This window comes from Streptomyces sp. NPDC051214 (assembly GCF_040682375.1).
In the GTDB taxonomy this organism is placed as follows: domain Bacteria; phylum Actinomycetota; class Actinomycetes; order Streptomycetales; family Streptomycetaceae; genus Streptomyces.
The window spans coordinates 214,247-238,398 of record NZ_JBFBAT010000008.1 but is presented as its reverse complement, the minus strand read 5'-3'; the positions used below and the strand labels follow the sequence as shown (position 1 = coordinate 238,398).

General features: G+C 71.5%; 24 protein-coding genes. 10 read left to right on the top strand and 14 right to left on the bottom strand.

Features of this window, described 5'->3' with window-relative positions; genetic code table 11:
* Window positions 1-183: 183 nt before the first annotated feature.
* The 4 genes from AB0M70_RS22485 to AB0M70_RS22470 all read right to left on the bottom strand — a co-directional run bounded on the left by AB0M70_RS22485 (window position 184) and on the right by AB0M70_RS22470 (window position 3,596).
* Window positions 184-1,572, bottom strand: coding sequence for an NAD(P)/FAD-dependent oxidoreductase (locus AB0M70_RS22485; RefSeq protein ID WP_365821938.1), 1,389 nt, complete (start codon window positions 1,570-1,572; stop codon window positions 184-186).
* A gap of 134 nt (window positions 1,573-1,706) precedes the next feature.
* Complete coding sequence (locus tag AB0M70_RS22480) at window positions 1,707-2,519, bottom strand: MBL fold metallo-hydrolase (protein WP_365821936.1); 813 nt, start codon at window positions 2,517-2,519, stop codon at window positions 1,707-1,709.
* Window positions 2,516-3,124, bottom strand: a complete 609-nt coding sequence (locus tag AB0M70_RS22475; RefSeq protein ID WP_365821934.1) for a TetR/AcrR family transcriptional regulator — start codon at window positions 3,122-3,124, stop codon at window positions 2,516-2,518. The genes AB0M70_RS22480 and AB0M70_RS22475 overlap by 4 nt, the downstream gene beginning before the upstream one ends.
* 79 nt (window positions 3,125-3,203) lie before the next feature.
* The gene (locus AB0M70_RS22470) at window positions 3,204-3,596 is read right to left on the bottom strand and encodes a VOC family protein (RefSeq protein WP_363206463.1); all 393 of its coding nucleotides are present in this window, start codon (window positions 3,594-3,596) and stop codon (window positions 3,204-3,206) included.
* A gap of 93 nt (window positions 3,597-3,689) precedes the next feature.
* Between AB0M70_RS22470 and AB0M70_RS22465 the strand changes: the two genes are divergently transcribed.
* On the top strand, window positions 3,690-4,262 hold the full coding sequence (locus AB0M70_RS22465; protein ID WP_365821932.1) for a GNAT family N-acetyltransferase: 573 nt from the start codon (window positions 3,690-3,692) through the stop codon (window positions 4,260-4,262).
* A 12-nt stretch (window positions 4,263-4,274) separates the two neighbouring features.
* Here AB0M70_RS22465 and AB0M70_RS22460 read toward each other — a convergent pair whose 3' ends face one another.
* From AB0M70_RS22460 to AB0M70_RS22450, 3 genes are all read right to left on the bottom strand, one after another.
* Window positions 4,275-4,958 (bottom strand): glycerophosphodiester phosphodiesterase family protein, encoded by a 684-nt coding sequence (locus AB0M70_RS22460; protein WP_361048193.1) that lies wholly within the window; start codon window positions 4,956-4,958, stop codon window positions 4,275-4,277.
* Window positions 4,959-5,025: 67 nt separating this feature from the next.
* On the bottom strand, window positions 5,026-5,160 hold the full coding sequence (locus AB0M70_RS22455; protein ID WP_365821930.1) for a hypothetical protein: 135 nt from the start codon (window positions 5,158-5,160) through the stop codon (window positions 5,026-5,028).
* 77 nt (window positions 5,161-5,237) lie between these two features.
* Window positions 5,238-5,885, bottom strand: a complete 648-nt coding sequence (locus AB0M70_RS22450; protein ID WP_365821928.1) for a PadR family transcriptional regulator — start codon at window positions 5,883-5,885, stop codon at window positions 5,238-5,240.
* Between the two features lie 79 nt (window positions 5,886-5,964).
* On the opposite strand from AB0M70_RS22450, the gene AB0M70_RS22445 reads away from it, so the two are divergent.
* From AB0M70_RS22445 to AB0M70_RS22435, 3 genes are read left to right on the top strand one after another with little or no spacing between them, the layout of a single operon-like run.
* Window positions 5,965-7,488, top strand: a complete 1,524-nt coding sequence (locus tag AB0M70_RS22445) for a phosphatase PAP2 family protein (RefSeq protein WP_365821926.1) — start codon at window positions 5,965-5,967, stop codon at window positions 7,486-7,488.
* Window positions 7,489-7,534: 46 nt separating this feature from the next.
* The gene (locus tag AB0M70_RS22440; RefSeq protein WP_365821924.1) at window positions 7,535-8,218 is read left to right on the top strand and encodes a M23 family metallopeptidase; all 684 of its coding nucleotides are present in this window, start codon (window positions 7,535-7,537) and stop codon (window positions 8,216-8,218) included.
* Between the two features lie 54 nt (window positions 8,219-8,272).
* Complete coding sequence (locus AB0M70_RS22435; RefSeq protein WP_365821922.1) at window positions 8,273-8,647, top strand: hypothetical protein; 375 nt, start codon at window positions 8,273-8,275, stop codon at window positions 8,645-8,647.
* On the opposite strand, the gene AB0M70_RS22430 is transcribed toward AB0M70_RS22435, so the two are convergent.
* The gene (locus AB0M70_RS22430; protein WP_365821920.1) at window positions 8,644-9,879 is read right to left on the bottom strand and encodes a metallophosphoesterase; all 1,236 of its coding nucleotides are present in this window, start codon (window positions 9,877-9,879) and stop codon (window positions 8,644-8,646) included. The genes AB0M70_RS22435 and AB0M70_RS22430 overlap by 4 nt on opposite strands.
* A 192-nt stretch (window positions 9,880-10,071) precedes the next feature.
* On the opposite strand from AB0M70_RS22430, the gene AB0M70_RS22425 reads away from it, so the two are divergent.
* Complete coding sequence (locus AB0M70_RS22425; protein WP_365821918.1) at window positions 10,072-11,265, top strand: CoA transferase; 1,194 nt, start codon at window positions 10,072-10,074, stop codon at window positions 11,263-11,265.
* On the opposite strand, the gene AB0M70_RS22420 is transcribed toward AB0M70_RS22425, so the two are convergent.
* Window positions 11,255-12,499, bottom strand: coding sequence for an amidohydrolase (locus AB0M70_RS22420; protein ID WP_365821916.1), 1,245 nt, complete (start codon window positions 12,497-12,499; stop codon window positions 11,255-11,257). The genes AB0M70_RS22425 and AB0M70_RS22420 overlap by 11 nt on opposite strands.
* Before the next feature lie 153 nt (window positions 12,500-12,652).
* On the opposite strand from AB0M70_RS22420, the gene AB0M70_RS22415 reads away from it, so the two are divergent.
* Window positions 12,653-13,099 carry an SRPBCC family protein gene (locus AB0M70_RS22415; protein WP_365821914.1) on the top strand — a complete coding sequence of 149 codons (447 nt, stop codon included), beginning with the start codon at window positions 12,653-12,655 and terminating at the stop codon, window positions 13,097-13,099.
* 3 nt (window positions 13,100-13,102) lie between these two features.
* On the opposite strand, the gene AB0M70_RS22410 is transcribed toward AB0M70_RS22415, so the two are convergent.
* Both AB0M70_RS22410 and AB0M70_RS22405 read right to left on the bottom strand, forming a co-directional pair.
* Entirely contained in the window at window positions 13,103-14,701 is a 1,599-nt protein-coding gene (locus AB0M70_RS22410) for a carboxylesterase family protein (protein ID WP_365821912.1), read from the bottom strand.
* Between the two features lie 92 nt (window positions 14,702-14,793).
* Entirely contained in the window at window positions 14,794-15,405 is a 612-nt protein-coding gene (locus AB0M70_RS22405; protein ID WP_365821910.1) for a TetR/AcrR family transcriptional regulator, read from the bottom strand.
* A 203-nt stretch (window positions 15,406-15,608) separates the two neighbouring features.
* Here AB0M70_RS22405 and AB0M70_RS22400 point away from each other — a divergent pair, with 203 nt between their 5' ends.
* Window positions 15,609-16,595, top strand: coding sequence for a chlorophyllase (locus tag AB0M70_RS22400; RefSeq protein WP_365821908.1), 987 nt, complete (start codon window positions 15,609-15,611; stop codon window positions 16,593-16,595).
* A 33-nt stretch (window positions 16,596-16,628) separates the two neighbouring features.
* On the opposite strand, the gene AB0M70_RS22395 is transcribed toward AB0M70_RS22400, so the two are convergent.
* Entirely contained in the window at window positions 16,629-17,201 is a 573-nt protein-coding gene (locus tag AB0M70_RS22395; protein WP_365821906.1) for a dihydrofolate reductase family protein, read from the bottom strand.
* Window positions 17,202-17,771: 570 nt separating this feature from the next.
* On the opposite strand from AB0M70_RS22395, the gene AB0M70_RS22390 reads away from it, so the two are divergent.
* A complete protein-coding gene (locus AB0M70_RS22390) occupies window positions 17,772-19,007 on the top strand; it encodes a hypothetical protein (protein ID WP_365821904.1) in 1,236 nt (411 codons plus the stop codon).
* A 26-nt stretch (window positions 19,008-19,033) separates the two neighbouring features.
* Here AB0M70_RS22390 and rox read toward each other — a convergent pair whose 3' ends face one another.
* Window positions 19,034-20,464: a rifampin monooxygenase gene (gene rox / locus AB0M70_RS22385; protein ID WP_365821901.1), complete on the bottom strand. Its 1,431-nt coding sequence runs from the start codon at window positions 20,462-20,464 to the stop codon at window positions 19,034-19,036.
* Window positions 20,465-20,658: 194 nt separating this feature from the next.
* Here rox and AB0M70_RS22380 point away from each other — a divergent pair, with 194 nt between their 5' ends.
* Both AB0M70_RS22380 and AB0M70_RS22375 read left to right on the top strand, forming a co-directional pair.
* Window positions 20,659-21,843, top strand: a complete 1,185-nt coding sequence (locus AB0M70_RS22380) for an acyl-CoA dehydrogenase family protein (RefSeq protein WP_365821899.1) — start codon at window positions 20,659-20,661, stop codon at window positions 21,841-21,843.
* A gap of 213 nt (window positions 21,844-22,056) precedes the next feature.
* Window positions 22,057-22,614, top strand: coding sequence for a TerB family tellurite resistance protein (locus AB0M70_RS22375; RefSeq protein ID WP_365821897.1), 558 nt, complete (start codon window positions 22,057-22,059; stop codon window positions 22,612-22,614).
* A gap of 113 nt (window positions 22,615-22,727) precedes the next feature.
* On the opposite strand, the gene AB0M70_RS22370 is transcribed toward AB0M70_RS22375, so the two are convergent.
* On the bottom strand, window positions 22,728-23,699 hold the full coding sequence (locus AB0M70_RS22370; RefSeq protein ID WP_365821895.1) for a hypothetical protein: 972 nt from the start codon (window positions 23,697-23,699) through the stop codon (window positions 22,728-22,730).
* Window positions 23,700-24,152 lie beyond the last annotated feature (453 nt).

Below are 24,152 nucleotides of genomic sequence, written 5' to 3'. Positions count from 1 at the left end.
CTGTCCAGGATCTCGGCACGCGGAAGCGGCGCCTACCCCACCACTGGTAGTCGCCGCCCGCCCGAACGACCAGGGAGGAATCCGCTGCCCCGGCGTGCGCGCGGCACCCTGCCGTGCTCCCGCGCGAAGGCCGGCGCTCGCAGCTCGCGAGCACCGGCCTTCGTGTGCACCCTGTCTGTGGCCCTACGGGAACAGCGGCTTCTCCGGGGCCATGGAGCGCGCCGCCACCTCCGACGTCATCCGCGCGTGGATCTCGTCCGGCGAGAGATAGACGTCCGTCTTCTCGAAGTCCGCCAGTGTGGCGGGCCGCTGGGACTGGAAACCGGTGCGCACGTAGTCGTCGCCCGCGAGCGCGTTGAGCCCCCAGTTCGCGGCCGTACGGAAGCGCGCGGTGACGGTCCGCAGGGCCCCCAGGTGGTAGCCGCGCGCGACGATCTGAGCGGGCAGCCCGGTCAGCTGCACGCCCAGCGGCTTCGACACGGCCTGGATGCCGCCGAGGTCCACGACCAGGCCCATGTCCTTGTGCCGGTAGGGGGTCAGGGGCGTGCCCCGCAGGGCCGCGGTGACGTTCTTGGCCGCCGCCCACCCCTGGCGCATCGCGTGCTGCGCGGTCGGCGGGCAGATCGCGTCGCCGCCCTTGGCGAGGTCCGGCACGGCCGCCGCGTCACCGAGCGCGAACACGCCGTCCATGCCCGGAACCGTCAGCTCCGGGTCGACGACCAGGCGTCCGCGGTTGGTTTCCGCGCCCAGCGTGGCGATGAGCGGGCTCGGCGCCACACCGGCGGTCCAGATCAGCGTCCGGCAGGGCAGCGCGCGCCCGTCGGTGAGGGTGACGGTGTCCTCGGTGGCCTTGTCCACGGTCACCCCGAGGGACACCTCGACGCCACGCCGCCGCATGATGTCGAGCGCCTTCTCGCCGAGCCGGTCGCCCAGTTCGGGCATCAACTTCGGTGCCACGTCGACCAGATGCCACTTGATCTCCGCGGGGTCGAGCCCCGGGTACCGCTTGGCCGCCGCGCTCGTCAGGCGGTGCAGATACGCCGCCGTCTCCGTCCCGGCGTACCCGCCGCCGACGACCACGAACTGCAGCCGGGACTCGCGCTCGAGCCGGTCCGAGCTCGCCGACGCCAGGTCGAGCTGCGAGATCACGTGGTCGCGGATCCAGGCGGCCTCGGCCAGCGTCTTCACGCCCACGGCGTGCTGGTCGACTCCGGGGATGTCGAACTGCCGGGTCACGCTGCCCGGGGTCAGGACGAGGTAGTCGTAGCGCTCCACGACCTCCTCGCCGTTGATCTTGCGTACGATCACGGCCTTCGCGCTCGGGTCCACGCCGATGGCCCCGCCCGGCACGATCGCCGTACGGCGCAGCATGCGGCGCAGCGGCACGGCGACCGACTGCGGGGTCAGCACGCCCGACGCGACATGGGGGAGCAGGGGCAGATACAGCTGGTGGTCCTGGGGGCTGATGAGCCGCAGTTCGGCGTCCTGCGCCTTGAGCGTCCGCTCCAGCTTGTGCGCGCACTCCATACCGGCGAAGCCACCGCCGATGATCAGAATCCGGGGACGTTGCATACGAGATCGCTCCAGGGTTGGGCGAGGGGTCCGGTCAATCCTCCGACGAGGGGCGGCCCGGCGCACGTCGGGTGCGCCGGGCGGGGAGCCCGAGTACCCCGCGACCGCCGGACGAATACCCCCGGACCGTCGAATCAGCCGCCTGCCCCGGCGAGCCGCAGATAGTCCCACGGATCGTGCGCGTTCAGGACGGTGAACTCCGCCGTCCGGGTGGCGATCTCCCGCAGCCGCCCCTGATTGGCGACCCGCAGCTCGGCGTCCACCTGGGCGTCGAGCTGGATGATGTCCATCAGGGGATGCGAGTGCGGGGCCTCGGCGGCGATCTCGCGGTGGTAGAAGTACGCGTCCCCGGCGTGCACCAGCCACCGCCCCCGGTCGCGCACGGCGACGGCGGCGTGCCCGGCGCTGTGCCCGCCGAGCGGCACGATGAGGAACTCCTCGCCGAGTCCCGTCAGTTGCCGGACCCCGGAGAAGCCGGCCCAGTCCTCGCCGACGCCCTCCTCGTACGTCTCCCAGCGCGGGCCGTGCGCCCAGTGCGCGGGCCGGTAGCGGCGGCTCGGCGCCTCGGTGAGAGCCGCGGTCAGCTCGGCGGCCATGAGGTGCACGCGCGCCTCGGGGAAATCGGGAAGGCCGCCGCTGTGATCGACGTCCAGGTGTGTGAGCGCGATGTGCCGTACGTCGGACGCCGCGTATCCCAGCCGTTCGACCTGCGAGAGGGCCGTCTCGGCGAAGTCCAGTTCCGGCGCGGCGAATTCGGTCCAGTCGGGGTCGAGGGACGCCAGCGGACTGCGTACGTCGTCCCGTCCGAGCCCGCTCTCGACGAGGACGAGCCCCTCCGTGTCGGTCTCCACCAGCAGGCAGTGACACACGGCGTGCAGGGGCGGCGGCCCGTCGTAGGTGGGCTCGATCTTCAGCATGGAACCGCAGTTGAGGTGATGGACCTTCACGCGCCGCTCACCGTCCCCTTCGGGTTTTCCAGGCTTCGCGCCACGACGGAGGCGACGCGTCGGGCCACCGACGTGATGACCGCGGTGTCACGCCGCACCTGCGCCAGGAGGAGAGCTCCCTGCAAGGACGACATCACGAGTTCGGCGAGTTCGGCCGCCTCGTCATCGGCGGCGCCCCAGCCGCGAAAGGCCTCCGCGAGCCCCGAGAGCCAGGAGTCGTAGGTGACCTGGCAGACGTCGCTGATGGGCCCCTCGCCACCTGCCTGTTCCAGCGCGACGGTGGCGACGGGGCAGCCGTCCCGGAAGCCGGACTCGCGCAGCCCGCGCGCGAGGAGCTCCCCGACCCCGAGGACGGCGTCCTCGGCTCCGCCCGCGCCGCCCACGACGGAGGCCATGCGCGCGCCCATCTCGCCCCCGGCGAGCGCCACGGCCTCGGCGGCCAACTGTTCCTTGCCCTGCGGGAAGTGGAAGTACAGCGACCCCTTGGGGGCGCCGCTCTCCGCGAGCACCTGATTGAGGCCTGTGGCGCCGTAGCCCTGCCGTTGGAACAGCTCGGCTGCCGTGCGCAGGATGCGGGCGCGGGTCTCTCCGCGTGTCTTGGTCACACCCGAGACAATAGACCGACTGGTCTAGAGAGAACAAGAGGTCGCACGCATGGCCGAGCGCGTACGGGCGGCCCCTGCGTCAGATTCCTGGCCGGTACCGGATCGGATGGTCCTCCGGCACCTCGACGATGACGATCTTCACGCCGTCCGGGTCCGCGATCCACATCTCGACAAGACCCCACGGCTCCTTCAGCGGCTCCCGCACCACCTCCACCCCCCGGGCCACGAGTTCCGCGTGCGCCGCCCGCGCGTCCGCCACCTGCAGCCACAACTGGAGGCCCGGAGCGGGCGGGGTCTCCGAGCGCCCGGAGACCTCCAGGTGGCCGCCGCCCAGGAAGTAGACGGTGCCGCGGTCGGGGCCCGTGCCGAACTCGCGGTAGACGGCGAGGCCGAGCGCCTCGCCGTAGAACGCGCGCGAGCGCTCGGGGTCGGTGGGCCGGAGAAGGGTCCTGCTGCTCAGTACATGCACCATGCAGCCGCACCTTAGTGGGGGGATACGCTCGACCGTGCCTCGCCCACGCCGCGTCCGACAGCGGCGGGCCAGAGAGATCGGAGAACCCGCCCCATGGACACCGCCCCGCGCCCCAGCACGAGCGACCTCACCGTCACCGCGAGCGACCTCACCTTCCGGGACGCCACCGACGCGGACGTCGACGCACTCGTCTCGCTGATCCAGTCGGCGTACCGCGGTGACGCGAGCCGGGCCGGCTGGACCACGGAGGCGGACATCCTTCAGGGGCAGCGGACCGACCCGCAGGGTGTCGTCGATGTCATCAAGTCATCCGCGAGCAAGCTGCTCACGGTCGAGCGGGACGGCGGGATCGTCGCCTGCTGCCAGCTCGAACACCGCGGGGAGTACGCCTACTTCGGCATGTTCGCGGTGAGCCCGGCGCTCCAGGGCGCGGGCCTCGGCAAGGTGATCATGGCGGAGGCCGAGCGGCGGGTCCGCGAGGCGTGGGGGGTGCGGGAGATGCACATGACCGTGATCTCCGTACGCGACGAGCTCATCGCCTGGTACGAGCGGCGCGGCTACCGCCGTACGGGAAAGATGACTCCCTTCCCGTACGGCGACGAGCGCTTCGGCGTTCCACAGCGTGACGACCTGCAGTTCGAGCTGCTCGTCAAGCCGCTGGTCTGAGCGGGGGCCGGCTCACGCCGTGAAGCGGCCCGTCCGCTTGATCTCCGGGTAGTCCGTGGTCGCCCCGTCGAGCTGCAGCGCGCGTACGAGCCGCAGATCGTCCTGCGTGTTCACGACCCAGCCGATGATGCGCAGGTCGGCCTTCTTGGCGCGCTCCACGATCTCCAGCGTCAGCCGCCTGATGTTCAGGACGAGGGTGGTGGCACCGACCGCCGTGGCGCGCTCCACGACGTCGGTGCCGTAGCGGCTGGCGACGAGAGCGGTGCGCACGCCGGGGACGAGGCGGGCGATCTCGGCGATCGCCTCGTCATGGAAGGAGATCACCTCGACGCGGCCGACCAGATCGCGCCGGTGCATCACCTCGGCGAGGGCGCGGGCGGCGGCCACGTCCTTGATCTCGGCCTGCAGCGGCGCCTTCACGGCGTCGAGGACCTCTTCGAAGACGGGGATGCGCTCCCCGCGCCCCGCGTCGAGCTCCCGCAGCTCGGCCAGGGTCTTCTCGGCGATCGGTCCCTTGCCGTCGGTCGTACGGGCCACGTCCGCGTCGTGCATGACGACGAGGGCGCCGTCCTTGCTCAGATGCAGATCGAGCTCGATGAGATCGAGGCCCGCGGCTTGCGCGGCGATGAAGGACCGGAGGGTGTTCTCGGGTTCGACACCCATGACCCCGCGGTGACCGATGGTGAGGAAGTTCAAGGGTTACTCGCTTCCGTCGACGGCGGCTCGGTGGCCGCGGGGAGGTGCCACGCGGCAAGGTCGCAGCCTAACGGCCCGCCTCCGCGAAGAAACCGCCCCTACGGGGGTGCCCGGCCGAATCGGAGTCGTCCGCTCTGCTCCCCACGATCCCGAGCAGAAGGCCGGTGATGACGGCGGCGACAAGGACGGCGCGGGTGGTCACAGGTGCACTGCTCCATACGGCGGGGTCGGCTGACCCCGCCCGTCCTACCGGCTCGGGCCCCCGCGCCGCGAGCCACGTCACCCCTGGGTGGGCGAGTCCTCCGGGGGTTGACCGAGGGGAGCGGAGGCGCCCATCTCCGTGAGGTCGACGAGCATCGCCTCGGCCAGCTCGATCTCCGCCTCGAGGCGCCGCCCGCTCCAGCGCAGGGCGATCTGCGGGTGCGTCCAGGCCGCCTCGCCGTCCGCCGCCGCGAGCGCGTCGTGCACCTCCTTGAGCTCGCCCCGCGTGTGCGCGATGTGCTCGGCCACCAGGGCCCGCAGGTGCTCCGGCGCCGCAAGGTGCCCGAGCCAGACCCGCAGGAGCAGCGGGTGCTTCAGCACGGCGGGGCCCGCGTCCCCGGCGCCCCCCGCCCAGCCGATCAGCGCGGCACGCCCCTCGGCGGTGATGGCGTACGACCGCTTCGCGCGAGGCTCCTCCGGACCCGAGCGCCGCGACGTCGCGTACCCGAGTGCCTCGAGGCGGCGCAGCTCGGCGTAGATCTGGCTGATGGCGGGGGACCAGTAGAAGTGGCGCAGTGAGGCGTCCGCCCACTTCTTCAGTTCGTATCCCGTGCGCTCCCCGGGGAAGGAGAGCAGGCCGAGGACGGCCCACGCGGTCGGCGGCAGCTCGGCGGGCCGACGCGAGGAAAGGGGACCCTGGGGGGAAGTGGAGCGGGCGACTGCCATATGACTGATTGAAGTGAACGTCACAGTCCCGGCGCAAGATGTGTGCGGTGCGAAGGACATGCGCGGGTATAGGGGGTTCATGAGTGATCTCCCGACGTCGCACCTCCGCCGACTGCTGGGCGCCACGGACCGCCTGGCGTTCCACCGTGTGGCCGCCCGGTCCTGGCCGGCGGCTCAGCCCGTCCTGCCCCGGCTGAGCCGGGCGGCCGACCACGGTCTTCTGTGGTTCGGCATCGCGGCGGGCATGTGGGTGTTCGGCGGCGCACGCGGCAGGCGCGCGGCGGTGCGGGGCGTCTCCTCGCTGGCCCTCGCCTCGGCCACGGTCAACACGCTGGGCAAGAGCGCGGTGCGCCGCTCCCGGCCGGTCCTGGACACGGTGCCGGTGATAAGGCACCTGTCGCACCAGCCGATCACCAGCTCCTTCCCCTCCGGGCACTCCGCGTCGGCTGCCGCCTTCGCCACGGGCGTGGCCCTGGAGTCGCGGGGACTCGGCGCGGCCGTCGCCCCGATCGCGGCGTCGGTGGCCTTCTCCCGCGTCTACACGGGCGTGCACTACCCCAGTGACGTCCTGGTCGGCGCGGCCCTCGGCGCGGGCGCCGCCTACGCCGTGCGCGGCATGGTGCCCTCCCGGTCACAGCTGCCGCCGCCCGCCCGGCCACGGACGGACGCGCCCGCGCTGCCGGAGGGCGAGGGCCTCGTCGTCGTGGTGAACCCCTCGTCCGGGGCCCAGCCGCAACTCATGGACCCGGTGCGGCAGTTGAAGATGGCCCTGCCCCGCGCGGAGGTGATCCTCTACGAGGAGGAAGCGGGGCCGCTGCCCAAGGTCCTGGAGGAGGCCGCCAGGGACGCCGCCCGGCGCGGCGGGGTCTTCGGCGTGTGCGGCGGGGACGGCACGGTGAACGCCGCCGTGACCCCGGCCCTGCGCTTCGACGTGCCGCTGATGGTGCTGCCCGGCGGAACGTTCAACCACTTCGCCGCCGACCTGGGCGTCGACACGGTCGCGGACGCCTGCATCGCCCTCGCCGAGGGCAGCGCCGTGCGGGCCGACGTCGGCCGGGTCAAGCCCCTGGCCGGGATCGGTCCCGACGGCAAGACGTACTCCGAGCCCGTGTACTTCCTGAACACCTTCAGCCTCGGCTCCTACCCCGAACTCGTCCGCATCAGGGAGGAATGGTCCCCGAAGATCGGCGGTCCGCCCGCGGCCCTGCTCGGCGTCGCCCAGATCCTGCACACGGGACGGCCGCTGCGCGCGGTGGTGAACGGCAAGGCCCGCTCGATGTGGATGCTCTTCGCGGGCAACGGCGCCTACCGCAGCACCGGAATCGCCCCGGTGCGCAGGCACGACCTGGCCGACGGGCTGCTCGACGTCCGCATCGCGCACGGCGGTCGCTTCGCGCGCAGCCGTCTGCTGGCCGCGGCCGTCGTCGGCCAGCTGACCAAGACCCGCCTGTACGCCTCCGCCAAGGCTCAGCGCCTGGTCATCTCGGGCCTGCCCGAGGGCACACAGATGGCGTACGACGGTGAACTCGCCCCCGCGCCCGCCGCGCTGCTCCTGGACAAGCTCCCCGAGGCGCTCACCGTGTACCGGCCGACCCGCGACTGACCGCGGGACGGGCCCGTGAGGCGTTACGCCAAGCGGAGCACTCGGGGTGCGGGCCGCTTCCGTCACCAGTGTGCTGGCCTTCATGGGCTACGACATAGACAGCCCGCGTGAAGCGGGCAGCACACGACGCGACGTACTCGGCGTCGCCGCGGTCCTCATGGCCGGCGGCGCCCTCACGGTGGCGGGACCCGCGCCGCACGCCGCCGCGGAGACGGACGGCGGCTGCGGCCTCGGCTACGACGAGGAGTTCGAGGAAGCCCTCGCCGAGGCCGACGAGGCGGTCCCCGAGAACCGGGCGCTCGTCCCGGAGAAACCACGGCGCAAGTTCGTTCTGCCGATCCGCCGGCGCTTCCGCGTCTCCGCCCGCTACGGGGTGCGCGGCAACTGGCTCGCCGGACACCACACCGGTATCGACCTCGCGGTCCCCACGGGAACCCCGGTGCACGCCGTCGGCGGCGGCACCGTGGTCCTGGCCCGCTGGTCGGGCGCGTACGGCAAGGCGGTCACGGTGCGGCTGCGGGACGGGCATTACGCCGTGTACGCGCACCTGTCGCGCATCTCCGTGCGCCAGGGGTCCCGCATCGGCACCGGCGACCGTATCGGCAGCAGCGGGTCCACGGGCCGGGCCACCGGCCCGCACCTCCACCTGGAGATCCGGGCCGAGCGCGGCTACGGAACGGACGTCAATCCGGTCAAATATCTCGCACGGCGGGGCGCCCGGCTGTTGTGAGGCCGTGATTACCGTCGAGTAAGGTCTGCCTCCCGCACACCCTCAGGAGGCAGCATGCCCTCGGCGTCCCGTTCCCCCTTGCTCCTGGCCGGTCTGCTGGCCGGGGCCGGAGTCGCGCACTTCGTCGCACCGAAGCCGTTCGACGCCACCGTGCCGCGCGCCCTGCCCGGTTCGCCGCGCACCTGGACGTACGCGAGCGCCGTCGTAGAGCTGGCCCTCGCGGCCGGCGTGGCGGCGCCCCGCACCAGGCGCGCCGCCGCGCTGGCCACGGCGGCGTTCTTCGTGGGCGTGTTCCCCGCCAACGTGCAGATGGCGGTGGACTGGCGTCACCGTCCCGCGCCCCAGAGGGCGGCGGCCTTCGGCCGCCTGCCGCTCCAGGTTCCGCTCGTGCTGTGGGCGAGGAACGTCGCCGCACGCGCCGGGTCCTAGCCGACGCCGACGCCGACGCGGCCCGCGACCGGGGTGGCGGTCGTCGTGGTGTGGGCCAGGCGCGCGGTGCGGGTGGGGACGTCGACCGTGTACGTGTCCACGGTCATCGCCCGCCCGGAGACCTTCAGGACCATGAACCCCACGTCGGAGAAGTTCTGCCAGGCGGCGGGGTGGTCGAAGTGGGCCCTGCCGTCGCCGGACTTGGCGGCGGCCCCGCAGACGATCTGCCGGGTGCCCGCCGTGCGGGTGGTGGGCTCCAGGATCTGCAGGGTGTGGTCGTGCCCGGACAGGATCAGGTCGGCGCGGCCGCACACCACCTGCTCGTACAGCTCCTTGAGGTGGATCCCCCGCGTGTAGTGGCCGATGAGGAAGCCGTCGTACGAACCGGCGCTGCCGTGCTTGCCGTTGTTCAGGTAGGGGTGGTGGCCGAGCACCACTTTCCAGCGGGCCCGGGACGCGGCGAGGGCGGAGTCCAGCCACTGGCGCTGGGCGCGCATGTAGGGGCCGTCCCACTGGTAGTGGCGCGAGGTCTGGGCGACGGTCGAGGCCACGGGGTTGGTGTCGAGGGCGAAGAACTCCACCACCGGGTCGCTGCCCTCCGCAGCCGACGGCAGGGCGACGTTGTAGTAGCGGCTCGGCATGTACCAGCGCGGGGAGGTGGTCGCGTAGGAGACCTCGCGGTCCCCGCGCGAGGGGTCGCCGCCGCTGCCCGGGATCAGACCCGAGCAGTCGTGGTTGCCGAGCACCATGAGCCAGGGGACGTCGATGCCCGTGTTGGGCGTCTCGAACTTGTCCCGGAACTCGGAGTCATGGTCGGACTCGGGCCCGTTCTCGTAGATGTTGTCCCCCAGGCCGACGGCGAGGGAGATCCCCTCATCGCGGCACACCCGCCGGGCGGCCTCGGTCACGGCGAGCTGTTCCTCGCCACCGGTCCCGGAGTCCCCGGTCACCAGGACGGCGAACTCCCCCTTGTGGTTCGGCGCTTCGGGGAGAGGGAACTTCGCCGCGCCCCGGGCTGACGCGTCCGGCGCCGCGGCGGCCTGCCCCGCGCCGAAGGGCAGCGCGGCGAGCGCGGCCCCTGCGGCGGCACCGCCGAGCAGGGTGCGCCGGTGCAGGGTGAGGGGCCCTGGTCCCCACCTGTCGGCGAGGGTCCGGGCGAGCGGCGCGTCGTCCCGCAGCCACTGCTGCTCGGTCAAGTCCGCCCGGGGCGGTATCAGTTCGTCATCGCACATCCGAGCGTTCTCCCATATCGGCGCGGCCAGGGGAAGACGATCAGACGAATTGCCGGTGGCGGCGCGGCCTCGAGTCGCTGACCGGCACCGTAAGGTCACCGGCGCCCCGGATCCACACCGCCCTGGACCACCCGGCCTAACTGACCGAGGGTGGTCAGGTCCCGCTCGCCCTGGCCAAGGAGGTCCCCGTACATGCCCGACGAGCCCCGCCCCGCTTCCCCCCTGGCCGGCACGAGGGTCGTGGACCTGTCCAAGATCCTCGCCGGCCCCTACGTCACCATGTCCCTCGCCGACCTCGGAGCGGACGTCATCAAGGTCGAGCACCCCCGGGGCGGCGACCCGACCCGCGCCTGGGGCCCGCCCTTCAACGGCCCCGATGCCACCTACTACCTGGCGGCCAACCGCAACAAACGCTCGGTGACCCTGGACCTCAAGTCCCCCGAGGGGCAGGAGGCCGTGCACCGGATGCTCGCCGACGCGGACGTCATGGTCGAGAACTTCCGCCCCGGCAGCTCACTGGCCGACGTCTTCGACTACCGCACCCTCAGCGAGCGCTACCCCCGCCTGGTGCTGCTCCACATCTCGGCGTTCGGCGACACCGGACCGCTGCGCGACGAGCCCGGCTACGACATGGTCGCCCAGGCGAGCGCCGGACTGATGTCCCTCACCGGCGAGCCCGAAGGACCGCCCGTCAAGGCCGGTTACGCGATGGGCGACCTGGGAGCCGCGCTCTTCGGCCTCATCGGCGTCACCTCGGCCCTCGTCGAACGCGAGCGCACGGGACGCGGCCAGTACGTCACGACCTCCCTGTACGAGTCCCAGCTCGCCCTGCACATCAACTGGGCCACGGGTTACTTCGCCACCGGGGAGCGGCCCACCCGCCTGGGCTCGGGCCACCCGAGCCTCGTCCCGTACCAGGCCTACGCCGCCTCCGACGGGTACTTCGTGATCGCGGTCGGCAGCGACGGGCTCTTCCGCCGCCTGAGCGAGACGCTCGGCCACCCGCAGTGGGCCGACGACCCGCGCTTCGCCACCAACCGCGCCCGCGTCACCCACCGCAAGGCCCTCAACGCCAAGCTGGAGGCCGTCCTCGTCGACGACACGGTGGCCCACTGGTGCGGCCTGCTCAAGCAGCGCGGCGTACCCGTCGCCCCCATCCGCACCCTCGACGAGGTCTACGACTGCCCCCAGACCGAGGCGCTCGGGATGGTCCAGAAGGTCGACCACCCCGACGTGGGCCCGCTCCAGCAGGTCGCCTTCCCCGTCAGCTTCCGCGGCGAGCGCCCCGCCGTACGCACCGCGCCGCCCACCCTCGGCGCGCACAGCAGGGAGGTGCTCGCCGAACTCGGCTACGACGAGGCGGAGATCGACCGCCTCAGCCGTTGAGCTTGTGCAGCGCGGCGCCCACCAGCGTCTGTACGCCCGGCAGCAGGACCGAGAGGTCCGGGGCGAACAGGGGACTGTGGTTGGCCGGCACCGCGGTGATCTTCTCGCCGAGTTCCTCGCCCGGTGCCGCGTGCCAGGCGTCCCGCGGTGTCGAGGCCACGAACCAGAAGTCGTAGGGCACCCCGGTGGGCACGAGGAGCGAGAAGTCCTCGCTGCCCATCGCGGGCCCGAAGTCGAACACGCCTTGGGCGCCCAGCAGTTCGCGGTGCACGGCCGCGATCTCCGCGTCCAGTGCCGCGTCGTTGACCGTGGCGGGGAAGCCGGCGCCCAGGTTCACCTCGGGCGGCGTCGGACACCCGGCGGCCTGGCATTCCCCCTCGACGATGCGGCGGACGGCGGCCAGGACCCGCTCGCGCACCTTCACGTCCTGCGTCCGGAGATTCAGGCCGAGTCGGGCCTCCGCGGGGATGATGTTGGGTCGCTGGCCGGCGTGGAACTGCCCCGTGGTCAGCACCACCGAGTCCGCCGCCGAGACCTCGCGGGACACGACGGTCTGCAGCCGGGTGACGATGTACGCGGCCGTCACCACCGGATCGACGCTCGCCTCGGGCCGCGAGCCGTGTCCGCCGACCCCCGGCACCACGATGTGCACGTCGTCGGCGGCCGACATGATCAGCCCCGGTGTGTGGGAGACGAAACCCGCGGGACCGGGGGCGACATGCTGGCCGAAGACGGCGTCGGGGCGCGGGAAGCGTTCCTGGAGCCCGTCGGCGACCATGGCCCGCGCTCCGCCGCCCGCCTCCTCGGCGGGCTGCCCGATCACCACGAGGGTGCCCGACCAGGTGTCCCGTGCGGCCGCGAGTGCTTCGGCGGCGAACGTCAGCCAGGTGACGTGCATGTCGTGGCCGCAGGCGTGCATCACTCCGTCGACGGTGGAGGCGTACGCGAGCCCCGTGGTCTCGGTGACCGGCAGCGCGTCCATGTCGCCGCGCAGCCACACCACGGGCCCCTCGCCGTTCTCCAGGACACCCACGACGCCGGTCCCGCCGACCCCGGTGGTCACCGCGTACCCGGCGGAGCCCAGCCGTCCGGCGAGGATTCCGGCCGTGCGGTGCTCCTGGAAGGAGAGCTCGGGATGGCGGTGCAGGTCCTGGTACAGCTTCTCCAGATCTGGTGTCTTCAGCCCTGAGGTGAGGTCCAGGGCCAGACTCGCTGCGGCGGCTGCGGTGGGCATGCGGCTCCTTGCGCTCGAAGCATTCGAGGGACGGAATCACCCTTTCGGTCACCCTCGCACAGGGCGCGGCGCCCGGCATCGGCCGCTTCGGAAGGTGCGGCAGATCGCAAAGTGCAAAAATCGGCCCATACCCCCACTAGGAGTGTGGTCAGCGTGTCCCGGAACCGCCGTCTGATCCTGGCCTCACCGGCCGAGGTCTGGAGTCTGCTGTCCGACGGACGCCGGTACGGGGAGTGGGTGACGGGGACCCAGGAGGTTCTCGCCGTGGACCCGCACTGGCCCGCGGTGGGCGCCCGCCTGAAGGTCCGGGTCGGCGTCGGCCCGCTGGTCCTGGACGACACCTGCGTCGTCCGCATCAGCGAACCGGAGAGCCGCCTGCAGCTGGAGGCGAAGGCGGGCCCCCTCGGCGCGGCCCGCATCGCCATGAACCTGGTCCCCTGGGGCGAACACACCCTCATGATCCTCGACTGGCACCCGCTGCGGGGCCCCGGCACCCGGATGCACGGGCTCCCCGTGGACTACGTGATCGGGGTCCGCAACGGCATGATGCTGACGAAGCTGGCCAGGGTCGCCGTGGGGGAGCACGGCCGGAACGTCTGAGGCTCAGCCCAGCGACTTCCAGAAGGCGTACTGATGGTCCTCGGCGAAGTCCACCGGGTGGATGCCGCCGGGTCCCGAGGCCAGGGACTGTGTGTTCGGGGCGCTGGGAGTGGTGGGTTTCCAGGAGGCCTTGCCGGTGCGGGCGAAGTCCGTCCAGATGCGGATCATCGCGTCGGACAGGCCGCGCTGGGCCACGTCGAGCTCTTCGTAGTCGTCGAGCTCGAAGAGGTAGGGCAGCTCGAAGAGGTGCCCGGCACCGGCCGGGAAGCCGGGCTTTGGGTACATCGGGTCCGCGTACCAGGGCGTCCCCTTGTCCGCGAACTCGTAGGAGTACGTGGGGACATGGCGGGCGAGTGCGCGGCCGGTCTCGATGGCGGGCTTGGCGTAGAGGGCGTCCGTGAGGGGGGCGGCGAGCGCCAGGGCGGGGGAGTCGTCGTAGGCGTGGACGGGGTAGCGCTCCAAGACGGTCGCGGCCTTCTTCTTGCCGAACTCCTCCTCCAGGCGGGCCCGATGGTCGGCCGTGTCGATCGTCGCGCCGGGGTCGCCGGTGGCCTGCTTCTTGGCGAGCTCCATGCCGTAGACCATCGACCGCATTTCGTCACGGTTGGTGCCCTGGAGGACCGGGACCTTGTTGAACCGGCCCGTGGCGAACGCCTGCTCGGGCGTCAGGGGCAGCAACTCGCCCCCGTAGACGGGGGAGTAGCGCGGGCCCTGGCCGAAGGGGTGGATCAGGTGCTCGACGGGCGCCTTGCGCCAGCCCTTCACGCCGGGCTTCTTCTCCAGGGCGGCGGCTGTCTCTCTGCCCTGCCGCAACGCCGCCTCGCGGTCGGTCTTGCCGTCGTCGCTCGTGCAGGGGCCGCTCTGCGAGATGACCCGGTCGAAGAGTCCGGCCGACGAAGGGGCGACCAGATGGGCGCAGGTGCTGTGGGACCCGGCGGACTCCCCGAAGAGGGTGACGTTGCCGGGGTCGCCGCCGAAGGCGGAGGCGTTGTGCCGCACCCAGCGCAGGGCCGCCTGCTGGTCGAGGAAGCCGTAGTTGCCGGACTCGCCGCGCCGTGTGCTCTTCTCCAGGCCCGGGTGGGCGAGGTAACCCAGTGCCCCGAGGCGGTAGTTGACGGTCACGACGACCACGTCTCCTTGCGCGGCCAGCCGTTTGGCCCCGTGCATGGCACCCTCGCCGTCCGTGTGGTCACCGCCGTGCAGATAGACCATCACCGGGCGGGGCCGGGTGGGTTCGGCGCGTGGGGTGGTGACGTTGACGAAGAGGCAGTCCTCGTTGTCGGACGCGGGCCCCGCCGGCGGGACGAGACCGGTCTGCGGGCAGCCGGAGCCTGGCTCGGTCGCGTCCTTGACGCCCTGCCACTTCTTCGCGGGCGCGGTGGGCGCCCAGCGCCGCTCACCGGTGGGCGGGGCCGCGTAGGGGATGCCCTGGAAGGTGCGCACGTCGGAGGTGACGGTGCCGCGTACGGCGCCCTTGTCGGTCCGCACCACCGAACGCCCGGTGCTGCCGCCGGAGTCGGCGGTCGCCGTGCAGGTCAGGGCGGCCATGGTGCCGATGGCGAGCGTGCCGGTGATTGCTGCGTGTGCTGTTCGCTTCAACATGTAGACGAGCGTATGGATCGGGAGATCGGGCGAGCAGCCGGACAGCCACCGGTTGCGGGGTGGTGCCTGCCCCACCCCGTGGGGTGGGGGAGTCAGGAAGGCTGTGTGCGTCGAAGTCCCCGGAGGAGCAGGGCGATCAGGCGGCGGGAGTCGTAGCGGTCGGGGTCGCTGTCGTGCCCGATGCAGAGGTTGCCGATGCCGCGCATGAGTTCGTAGGCGCGGGTGCCCGGCTCGATCTCGTCGGCGTCGGCCGCAGCTTGGAGCAGTTGCTCGCAGACGGGCACCAGACGGTCGAGGAAGTACGTGTGCAGCGCCTCGAAGCCGCTGCTGTCCGACTGCAGGGCGTTGGCGAGCCCGTGCTTGGTGACCAGGAAGTCGACGAAGAGGTCGACCCACTGGTGGAGCGCGGTCAGGGGGGAATCGGCATCCGCCAGCAGGGCCGGGCCCGCCTCGGCGCACGCCTCGACCTGGTGGCGGTAGACGGCGACGACGAGATCGGACCGGGCGGGGAAGTGGCGGTAGATCGTCCCCACCCCGACGCCCGCCCTGGCCGCGATCTCGCGGATCGGTGCGTCGACACCGGAGGTCACGAACACCGCGGCGGCGGCGGCAAGCAGCGCCTGTTCGTTGCGCTGTGCGTCGGCCCGCTTGCTTCGGGGCGCGCTTCGGGCCGGCACCTCTCCGGAGTTGCTTGCGGCGGGCATCGCGCTCTCCTTCCCGGGGTCCGGGGGATCGTTGACAAAGCGGAACGCTGTTCCGTATCGTCGGAGCTGTAATCGGAACGGCGTTCCGCTTGCAGCATATCCGAAGCCGGACGCTTCTCGCCGTCCGCCTCCCCGCCTCCCCGCCTCCCTGACCGCCGTCCCGCACGGGCCCGGCAGCGAAGGCCACCGAAGGGACCCGCACCATGAGCGCATCGAATGCCACGACTGCTACCGCCGCTGCAGCCGACACCGCCGACATCCTCGGCTCGCCCAGCCCCGTCCTCTCCGTCAGCCCCGTGGTCCTTCCGGCGCCCGACCGGGCCGTCGACCTGGAGGTCCGGGTCTCCGCCCCCGTGACCGGGAGCGACCTGCCGGTCATCCTCATCTCGCACGGCCAGGGCTTCTCGAACCACCTCTCCTCGCTGAACGGCTACGCCCCGCTCGCCACCTTCTGGGCGGCGCACGGCTTCGTCGTCATCCAGCCCACCCACCTGAGCTCACGCACGCTGAGCCTGGACCCCGACACCCCCGGCGCGCCCCTGTTCTGGCGCTCGCGCGCCGAGGACATGAAGCGCGTCCTCGACCAGCTCGACGTGATCGAGACCGCCGTCCCGCAGCTGCAGGGGCGCGTCAACCGCGACAAGGTCGCGGTGGCCGGGCACTCGATGGGCGGGCACACCGCGAGCCTGCTCCTCGGCGCCCGGCTCACCGACCCGGAGGACGGGACGGAGGTGGACCTGTCCGACCCGCGCGTCAAGGCGGGCGTCCTGCTCGCCGCGCCCGGCAGGGGTGGTGACGCCCTCACCGAGGAGGTGGCCAAGAGCTACCCGTTCTTCTCGACCACGGACTTCTCCGGGATGGCGACACCGACGCTCGTGGTCGCGGGCGACAAGGACGACTCCGCCCACCTGACGGTCGCGGGCGCGGACTGGCACGCCGATCCGTACGCCCTCGCTCCGGGACCCAAGGCCCTGCTCACCCTGTTCGGGGCGGAGCACGGGTTGGGCGGGATCTCCGGGTACGACGTCGCCGAGACGACGGACGAGAACCCCGCGCGCGTGTCCGCGGTCCAGCGCCTCACCTGCGCCTATCTCCGCAGCGAGCTCCGCCCCGGGGACACCGCCTGGCAGACGGAGCGCGAAGCGCTGGCGGCCGCCCCCGACGCGATAGGACACATCGTGTCCAAGTGAGTCCGTGGGGGGCGGCCTTCGGGGCTCGCGGCCTCAGCGGACGACGTCGAAGACGTTCTTCTGCAGACCGTTGGCGTAGGCCTCGTGCTCCACGAGCCGCAGCTTCTGGGCGTCCTTGTCCGTGTCGCTGAACAGGCGCTTGCCCGCGCCGAGCAGCAGCGGGAAGACGAGCAGGTGGTAGCGGTCGATCAGACCGGCGTCGGAGAGGTTCCGGTTCAGGGTGGCGCTGCCGTGCATGATGATCGGGCCGCCCTCGGTCTTCTTCAGGGCGGCCACCTCGTCCAGCGAGCGCAGGATCGTGGTCCCGCCCCAGCCCGACACCAGGTCCCCCTCGGCGAGGCTGGTGGAGACGACGTACTTCGGCATCTCCTTGTACTCGGCGAACTCCTCCATGCCCGGCCACACGGGGCTGAACGCCTCATAGCTGACCCGGCCGAACAGCATCGCCGTGGCCTCCTGCTGCTCCCGGCCCTTGATCTCATATGCCTCGGGGAGGAACTCCACGTCCTTGAAGGTCCACCCGGAGTTCCGGTATCCGGGCTCGCCGCCCGGCGCCTCCACGACACCGTCGAGCGAGACGAAAGCGGTGCTGATCAACGTACGCATCTGAGGCTCTCCTGAAAGTCCGGTCGTGGTCGCCGCTTCATCATCGCGGTTACGGGGGTACTGACCGCGGCTCCCACAAAAACTAATCGGCCACCCTCCGGAACCCGGGCGGGGGCAAGGTCAGGACAAGGTCATCCCGGAGGGTGGAAAGGCGTTGTCCGGCTCTGCCTGCTCGTTCTACCCTGTCGCCGAGGCCAGCCCCCAGCCCCCGGACCGGCCCGACCGCTCGGCGACTCAGGCTGCCGGGTCCGTACTTCCTTGCAGCGGACGCATGGACACCGGCTCGTCCCGCCGGCCGTCGCGTCAGGGGGCCACTCCCGCGGTTCCCGGGCGCCGGTCGGTGCGGACACCCGCTCCTGGGGTACCAGGGGGAGCCTGCCCCCAGGAGCGCCGCGGCCGCCGCCGCCGAAACCGGCGGCGGCCGCAGGCTCCGGCACTGTCCGGAGCACCCCCCTCCTTACCCGCCTTGCATGCCCCGACACCCCCGCTGCCACAGATCGCGGGTCCAATGCGCGCCCGTTTTGGGGGAGTCGGCGGGGTGAAAGGGGGAACACCGCTGCCGCCCCCAAGATGAGCAGCGGATACGGTGCTCTGGTGACTGATGGGGAGGGGACGGTGCCCGGGACCGCGCTGCTGATTGCGGCGGCGCCGGTCGGCAAGGCCCGTATGGTGGATGCGGCTTCCGTGCTGCCCGTGCTCGCCGCGGTGTCTCCGGCGGTGCTCGCCGGTACCGCGACCGCGAGTGTCGTGGAGCTCGCGGACCCGCTTGATCCGCAGACCGTGCTGACCCGGCTGCGTGCGGCCGCGATGGCGCCGGGGCCTTTGACGGTGTACCTGGTCGGCCAGCTGCATCTCGATCGCCGTCAGCGACAGCAGCATGTCGCCCTGGCGCGGACCACGGCGGCGACGGTGCGCTACACCGGATTCCCCTGGCACTGGATCGCCCAGGAGCTGCGGCTGCGCCCGCCCGGCAGCACGACCGTCATCGCCGATCTGCATGCCGACGCCGACAGTTGGCAGCAACTAGGGCAGCGCCCCCTGGACGTGGGCGCGGGCGTGGCGCTGTACGGGCGCGTCGCACCGCCGCCCGGTCGGCGTGCCGTCGCGGTGCCCTCGTACATGAAGGCGCTGGCGACGGTCCTGCGCAGCGGGCACCGGCCGCCGCTGCCGGAGCTGCATCAGCACGTCGCGTCCCAGACGGCGGAGGAGGGCGCGGCCGACGTCATGCTGCTCAGCGCCGACCCCGCCCTCCGGGCCTTCCCCGTCGGCGCCTACGGAGGCATGCACGACCGTGCGCCATCGCCCGCTCAACAAGTGACGGTGCCCGCCCAACAGCAGGCGCCCGCCTCCGCACCCGCTGCCGTGCCGGAGGTGCCCGACGCGGACCCGCACGCGGCGATCACCAAGGCCGTGGAGGCGGGACGGCACGGCGAGGCGGCGGCCATGGCAGCCGCCTGGGAGCAGGAGGCGCTGCGTACGCACGGGCCCTCATCGCCCGAGGTGGTGCACTGGATGGAGGTCCGCGGGCATCTGGCGATCTTCGCCAAGGACCCGGGACGCAGCTGCGAGATCTGGCTCGCCGTGGTCTCCACCCGGCTCACCGCGGGCCAGGCCCCCGACGCCCCCGACGTCGAGGCCGCCGCGGATCTGGCCCACCACCAGTGGGAACAGATCCGCGACCCGGACACCGTCCGCGAACTCGGCCCCGCCCTGGTCGCCTTGCGGCGCCGCGTGCCGGGCCGTCAGCGCGGCACGGTGAACCTCGTCCAGCAACGCCTCGTGCAGTTCCACACGCAGGTCGGCTGAGGACCGGACGAGTTCACCGCGTACGCCTACGCGGTTGTCGGCGCGCCGAACCACTTGGGCAGCAGGTCGAGCAGCTCCTGCTGGTCCTCACCGACCCACGCCACATGACCGTCCGGCCGCAACAGCACGGCGGGCACGTCCAGTTCCTCGGTGACGTCGACGACATGATCGACCCGGTCGGCCCACCCGGCGACCGAGAGCCGGCCGGTCTGGTCGAGCAGCACCCCGCGGCCTTCATGCATCAGCCCGTACAGATGCCCTTGCTTCAACTGCACGTCCCGCAGGCGCCGCCCGAGGAGTTCATGGCCCTCGCCGAAGTCGTAGCTGACATCGACCGCGGTGATCATCCCGGTCACGTACCGGTTCACCTCCTCGAAGTCCATCAGCTTGGCGAACAGCTCCCGCAGCGCCGTCGCACCCGGATCGGACCCGAGCATCGCGATCTGCGCCCGGGTGTTGTCAAGGACGCGGGCGCCCACCGGGTGCCGTTCCGCGTGGTAGGTGTCGAGGAGCCCCTCCGGCGCCCAGCCGTCGACCGCCGCGGCCAGCTTCCAGCCGAGGTTGAACGCGTCCTGCACCCCGAGGTTGAGCCCTTGACCGCCGGTCGGCGGGTGGATGTGTGCCGCGTCGCCCGCCAGCAGCACCCGGCCGACCCGGTAGCGCTCGGCCTGCCGGGTGGCGTCGCCGAACCGGGAGAGCCAACGCGGCGAGTGCACGCCGAAGTCGGTCCCCGCGTGAGCCCGCAGCTGCTGCTTGAAGTCGTCGAGGGTCGGCTCCATCGCGCGGTCCTCGGTCACCCCGTCGGCCGGGACGACGACGCGGTACACCCCGTTCTCGCCGGGGCTCAGGCCGAACCGCAGCTGCGTCTTGTGGACTTCGGCGACGGCGGCGTCGATGGTCGCCTGATCCGCGGTCACCTCCATCTCGCCGAGGAGGGTCTCGACCGAGGCGGGCACGCCGGGGAAATCGACGCCGAGCAGCTTGCGCACGGCACTGCGGCCGCCGTCGCACCCGACGAGGTAGCGCGAGCGCAGGTGGGTGCCGTCCGCGAGCTCGGCACGCACCCCCTCCTCGTCCTGGCTGAGCCCGACCACCTCGCAGCCGCGCCGGATGTCGGTGCCGAGTTCGACCGCGCGCTCGTGGAGCAGCCGCTCGGTGACGGGCTGCGGAGTGGCCACCCCGAACGGGTGCGCCGTGTCCAGCTTCTCCGGCCACGGCTTGATGATGCCGCCGAACAATCCACCGACCTGGAACTTCTCATTGACCGCGAGGAACCGGTCAAGGAGGCCACGCTGGTCCATCACCTCGACACTGCGCGCGTGCAGGCCCTGCCCGCGGGACTGCTGGGTGGGCTGCGCCGTCTTCTCCAGGACGACCGTGTGTACACCGTGCAGCCGAAGCTCGCTCGCCAGCATCAATCCGGTCGGTCCGCCGCCGACCACGATCACGTCAATCATTGTTCTCATTTCGCTGAGTTCCGGCTGAGATCGATGATTCTGCGGTACGACCGGGGCCTTGCCGCAAGGCCCCCCATGCGCTATATGTTGAGCATGGCAAGGAGTTCGCACACTCCTTGCCTTTGTCGTTGCCTCTGTCGTGCGGCGCGCGCGTTCCGGTACGGGCTTGGCTTGTCGACGAGGAGCGTCCCTGCATGAGTACGCTCGACATCCTTTCCGAGGACGAGCGATGCGTCGTCACAACGGTGCGGGAATTCGTCGAACGCGAAGTGCGCCCGGTCGTACGGGAATGGGAGCACTCCGACACCTACCCCGAAGCCCTGATCGAGCAGATGAAGCGCCTCGGCATCTTCGGCCTCGCCGTCCCCGAGGAATTCGGCGGCACACCGGTCTCCATGCCCTGCTACGTCCTTGTCACCGAGGAACTCGCCCGGGGCTGGATGAGCCTGGCCGGTGCGATGGGCGGCCACACCGTGGTCGCGAAACTGCTGCTCCACTTCGGCACGGAGGAACAGCGGCGCCGATACCTGCCGAAGATGGCCACCGGGGAGATCCGGGCGACGATGGCGCTCACCGAGCCGGGGGGCGGCTCGGACCTGCAGGCCATGCGTACCTCCGCCCGCGGGGAGGCGTGCACCGGTCCCGACGGTGGTGGATACGTCATCAACGGGTCGAAGACCTGGATCACCAACGCCCGCCGGTCCGGGCTCATCGCCCTGATGTGCAAGACCGATCCGGCCGCCGAACCCGCCCACAAGGGGATCTCGATCCTGCTCGTCGAGCACGGTCCCGGCCTGACGGTCGCGCGTGACCTGCCCAAGCTCGGCTACAAGGGCGTGGAGAGCTGCGAGTTGTCGTTCGACGACTACCGGGCGCCGTCCGACGCCGTGCTCGGCGGGGTCGAGGGCAAGGGCTTCGCCCAGATGATGAAGGGCCTGGAGACCGGGCGGCTCCAGGTCGCGGCGCGCGCACTGGGGGTGGGCCGGGCCGCGTTCGAGGACTCCCTCGCCTACGCCCAGGAGCGCGAGGCCTTCGGCGAGCCGATCTGGAGACACCAGTCGATCGGCAACTACCTGGCCGACATGGCCACGTCACTCACCGCCGCCCGCCAGCTCACCCTGTACGCCGCCCGGGAGGCGGAGGCGGGCCGCCGCGTGGACATGGAGGCAGGCATGGCCAAGCTCTTCGCCTCCGAGACGGCCATGCAGATCACGCTCAACGCCGTACGCATCCACGGCGGTTACGGCTACTCCACCGAGTTCGACGTGGAGCGCTACTTCCGCGATGCCCCACTGATGATCGTCGGCGAGGGCACGAACGAGATCCAACGCAACGTGATCGCGAGCCAGTTGATCCAACGAGGTGGCCTCGACGCGTGAGCGTGGGCGGTCCGGTAGCCCTCTCGCCCGCGGCGCTTCTGAAGCTGACCGCGGCCCGCGACCGCGCCGGGAACGACAACAGGCTCCTTCGCCCTCGTGTTCGAGTCGCCTCACCCCGGTGTCCGTGACGGAACTTCGTGGGGTGGGGAGGCGTTGGCAGGGTGACGCGTGGAACGCGCGCGGACGAGCTAACAGGTAGCCGAGGTGGCACGGATGGCGATGTGGGACCGGATCAAGGACCAGGCCAAGGGTCTGCAGCAGCAGTCGCAGGGGGGACGCAGCAGCTCCGGCGGTCACGGACGCCCGGGTTCGGGGTCGGGGTCGGGCGGCTCCAAGGCGCAGCTCGTGGGCGTGCTCAAGTCCCAGCTCGCCTCCCTCAAGACGGAGCTCAAGAGCGGTTCCTACCGCGACGCGAGCATGGCCATGTGCGCCCTCGTCGCCGCCGCTGACGGCTCGGTCGACCCGGCCGAGCGCCGCCACGTGGAGTCGCTGATCCTGCAGAACGACGTCTTGAAGAACTTCCCGCCGGAGCAGCTGCAGCAGCGGTTCAACAAGCACGTCGACCAGCTGTCGTTCAACTTCCAGCAGGGCAAGACGGAGGTCATGCAGGAGATCGCCAAGGCGGCGAAGAAGCCGACGGAGGCCAAGGCGGTCGTGCAGACCGGCTTCGTCGTCGCCGGCGCGGACGGGTACATCGCCCCGGCCGAGGAGCAGGTCCTGCGCGAGGCGTGCGCGGCGCTCGGCCTCTCCCCGCAGGAGTTCGGCCTCTGATCCACAGGCCGCACGCGCAGTGCGTGACGTGACCCGGGGTCCGCACCCACCGTGGTGTGGACCCCGGCCTGCGAAAGGCCCGAAAGGCGCGCGCGGAGGACACAGAAGAGGTCCTACGAGACCTCGTCCGGCCACTGCCAGCTCATGCCGTAGATGCCCTGCCGGCACTGCGCCGCGTACAGGTGAGCCGCCCCGGAGGCGTCCACGGTCAGGGGGCGCACCTTGCGCTGCTGGGCGGAGGCGTTCTCCCGGTAGTAGGAGTGGCAGATCGCCGGCGGCCGCTCGTGGGGGAAATGGACCTGGAGCAGATAGGCGTCCTGGTTGCCGCGTATGCCCCGCTCGTGCAGCGTCGTCGGGTGCCCCTGCGGCGCGGTGTGGATCTCGTAGTCGACGGTCGTGGTCTCGCCGAACGACAGCGGACGGCCGAAGCCGATCTGCAGCATCACTCCGCCCGAGACCGCGTCCTGCCGCATCGATTCCAACTGGCCGCAGTGGACGATCGCTTCGGGCGGCCCGGCGTCGGGATCGTCCAGGAAGTGCAGATTGATCAGCCGGTCGGGACCGTCGCAGACGGCGCGGACCAGGTGGTTGATGGTGAGTCGGCTGACGCAGCCCTGCCGGTCCAGGTGCAGGACCTCGCGGGTGAGGAGTATGGCGATCCCCTGGTTGAAGCGCGGGAACGCGTCACCGAGCGCCTGCTCCTGCCGGGACGCGCGCCCGTAGAGACGGCGCGTCGCGTGCTCGTCGACACGTACGGCCGGACGGCGCCCGCGCGGACGCTGGGATCGCAGCAGACCGGAGAGTTCTCCGGGCGCCAGGTCGAGGATGCTCTCCAGCGCGACCACGGCGCGCAGTGAGTCCGAGCGCTCGGGGCGGGTGCGGTCGCGCTGCCAGTAGCTGAGGGTCGCGGGCGTGAGCCGGATGCCGCGGGCGGTCAGCCGCTCGCAGATCCGGTCGAGGGGGAGCCCGCGGCGGCGCACCGCCTCGCGCAGGGCCACGGCGAACGGAGCGGGCGAATCCGTCGAAAAGGCCGCCCCCGTACCGGATTCCGCGTCGTCCGACGTCAGCTCGGATGAGACCGTCACGAATTTCGCCTCCCGGCATGACAGATGACGAGCCGCACTCCCGGAGCAGATGCATCTGCCCGATGAATGCCGTTGTGCGTCACGCCTGGGCATGGCCGGACACGGGCGGCGACGGACATAAAGAATGCGCGGCCTGACGCCTCGCCTACCAAACATCGCCGGACCGCGTACGTCAATATCCGTCACGCCGATTCCGCATCACGTATCGGCGTCGTCACGTATCGGCATCGGGCGATCGGCAGCTCAGAGACGGTCAACTCCCGCTCCCGAGCGCTCCGCTGCGCACGCGAAGGGGGTTCCGCTTCCCACGCTCCACGCCCGTGGACGCGCATTAAGTGTTTACCCCTTTCGCCTTAAGGGCCGGTGCCTCGCCATGCCTTGTGCGGCCACCCGAAGGGACGGGATGGTTTCGCCCAACGGCGCGGTCCGGGAAATCCCGCGTACGGCGCCGAT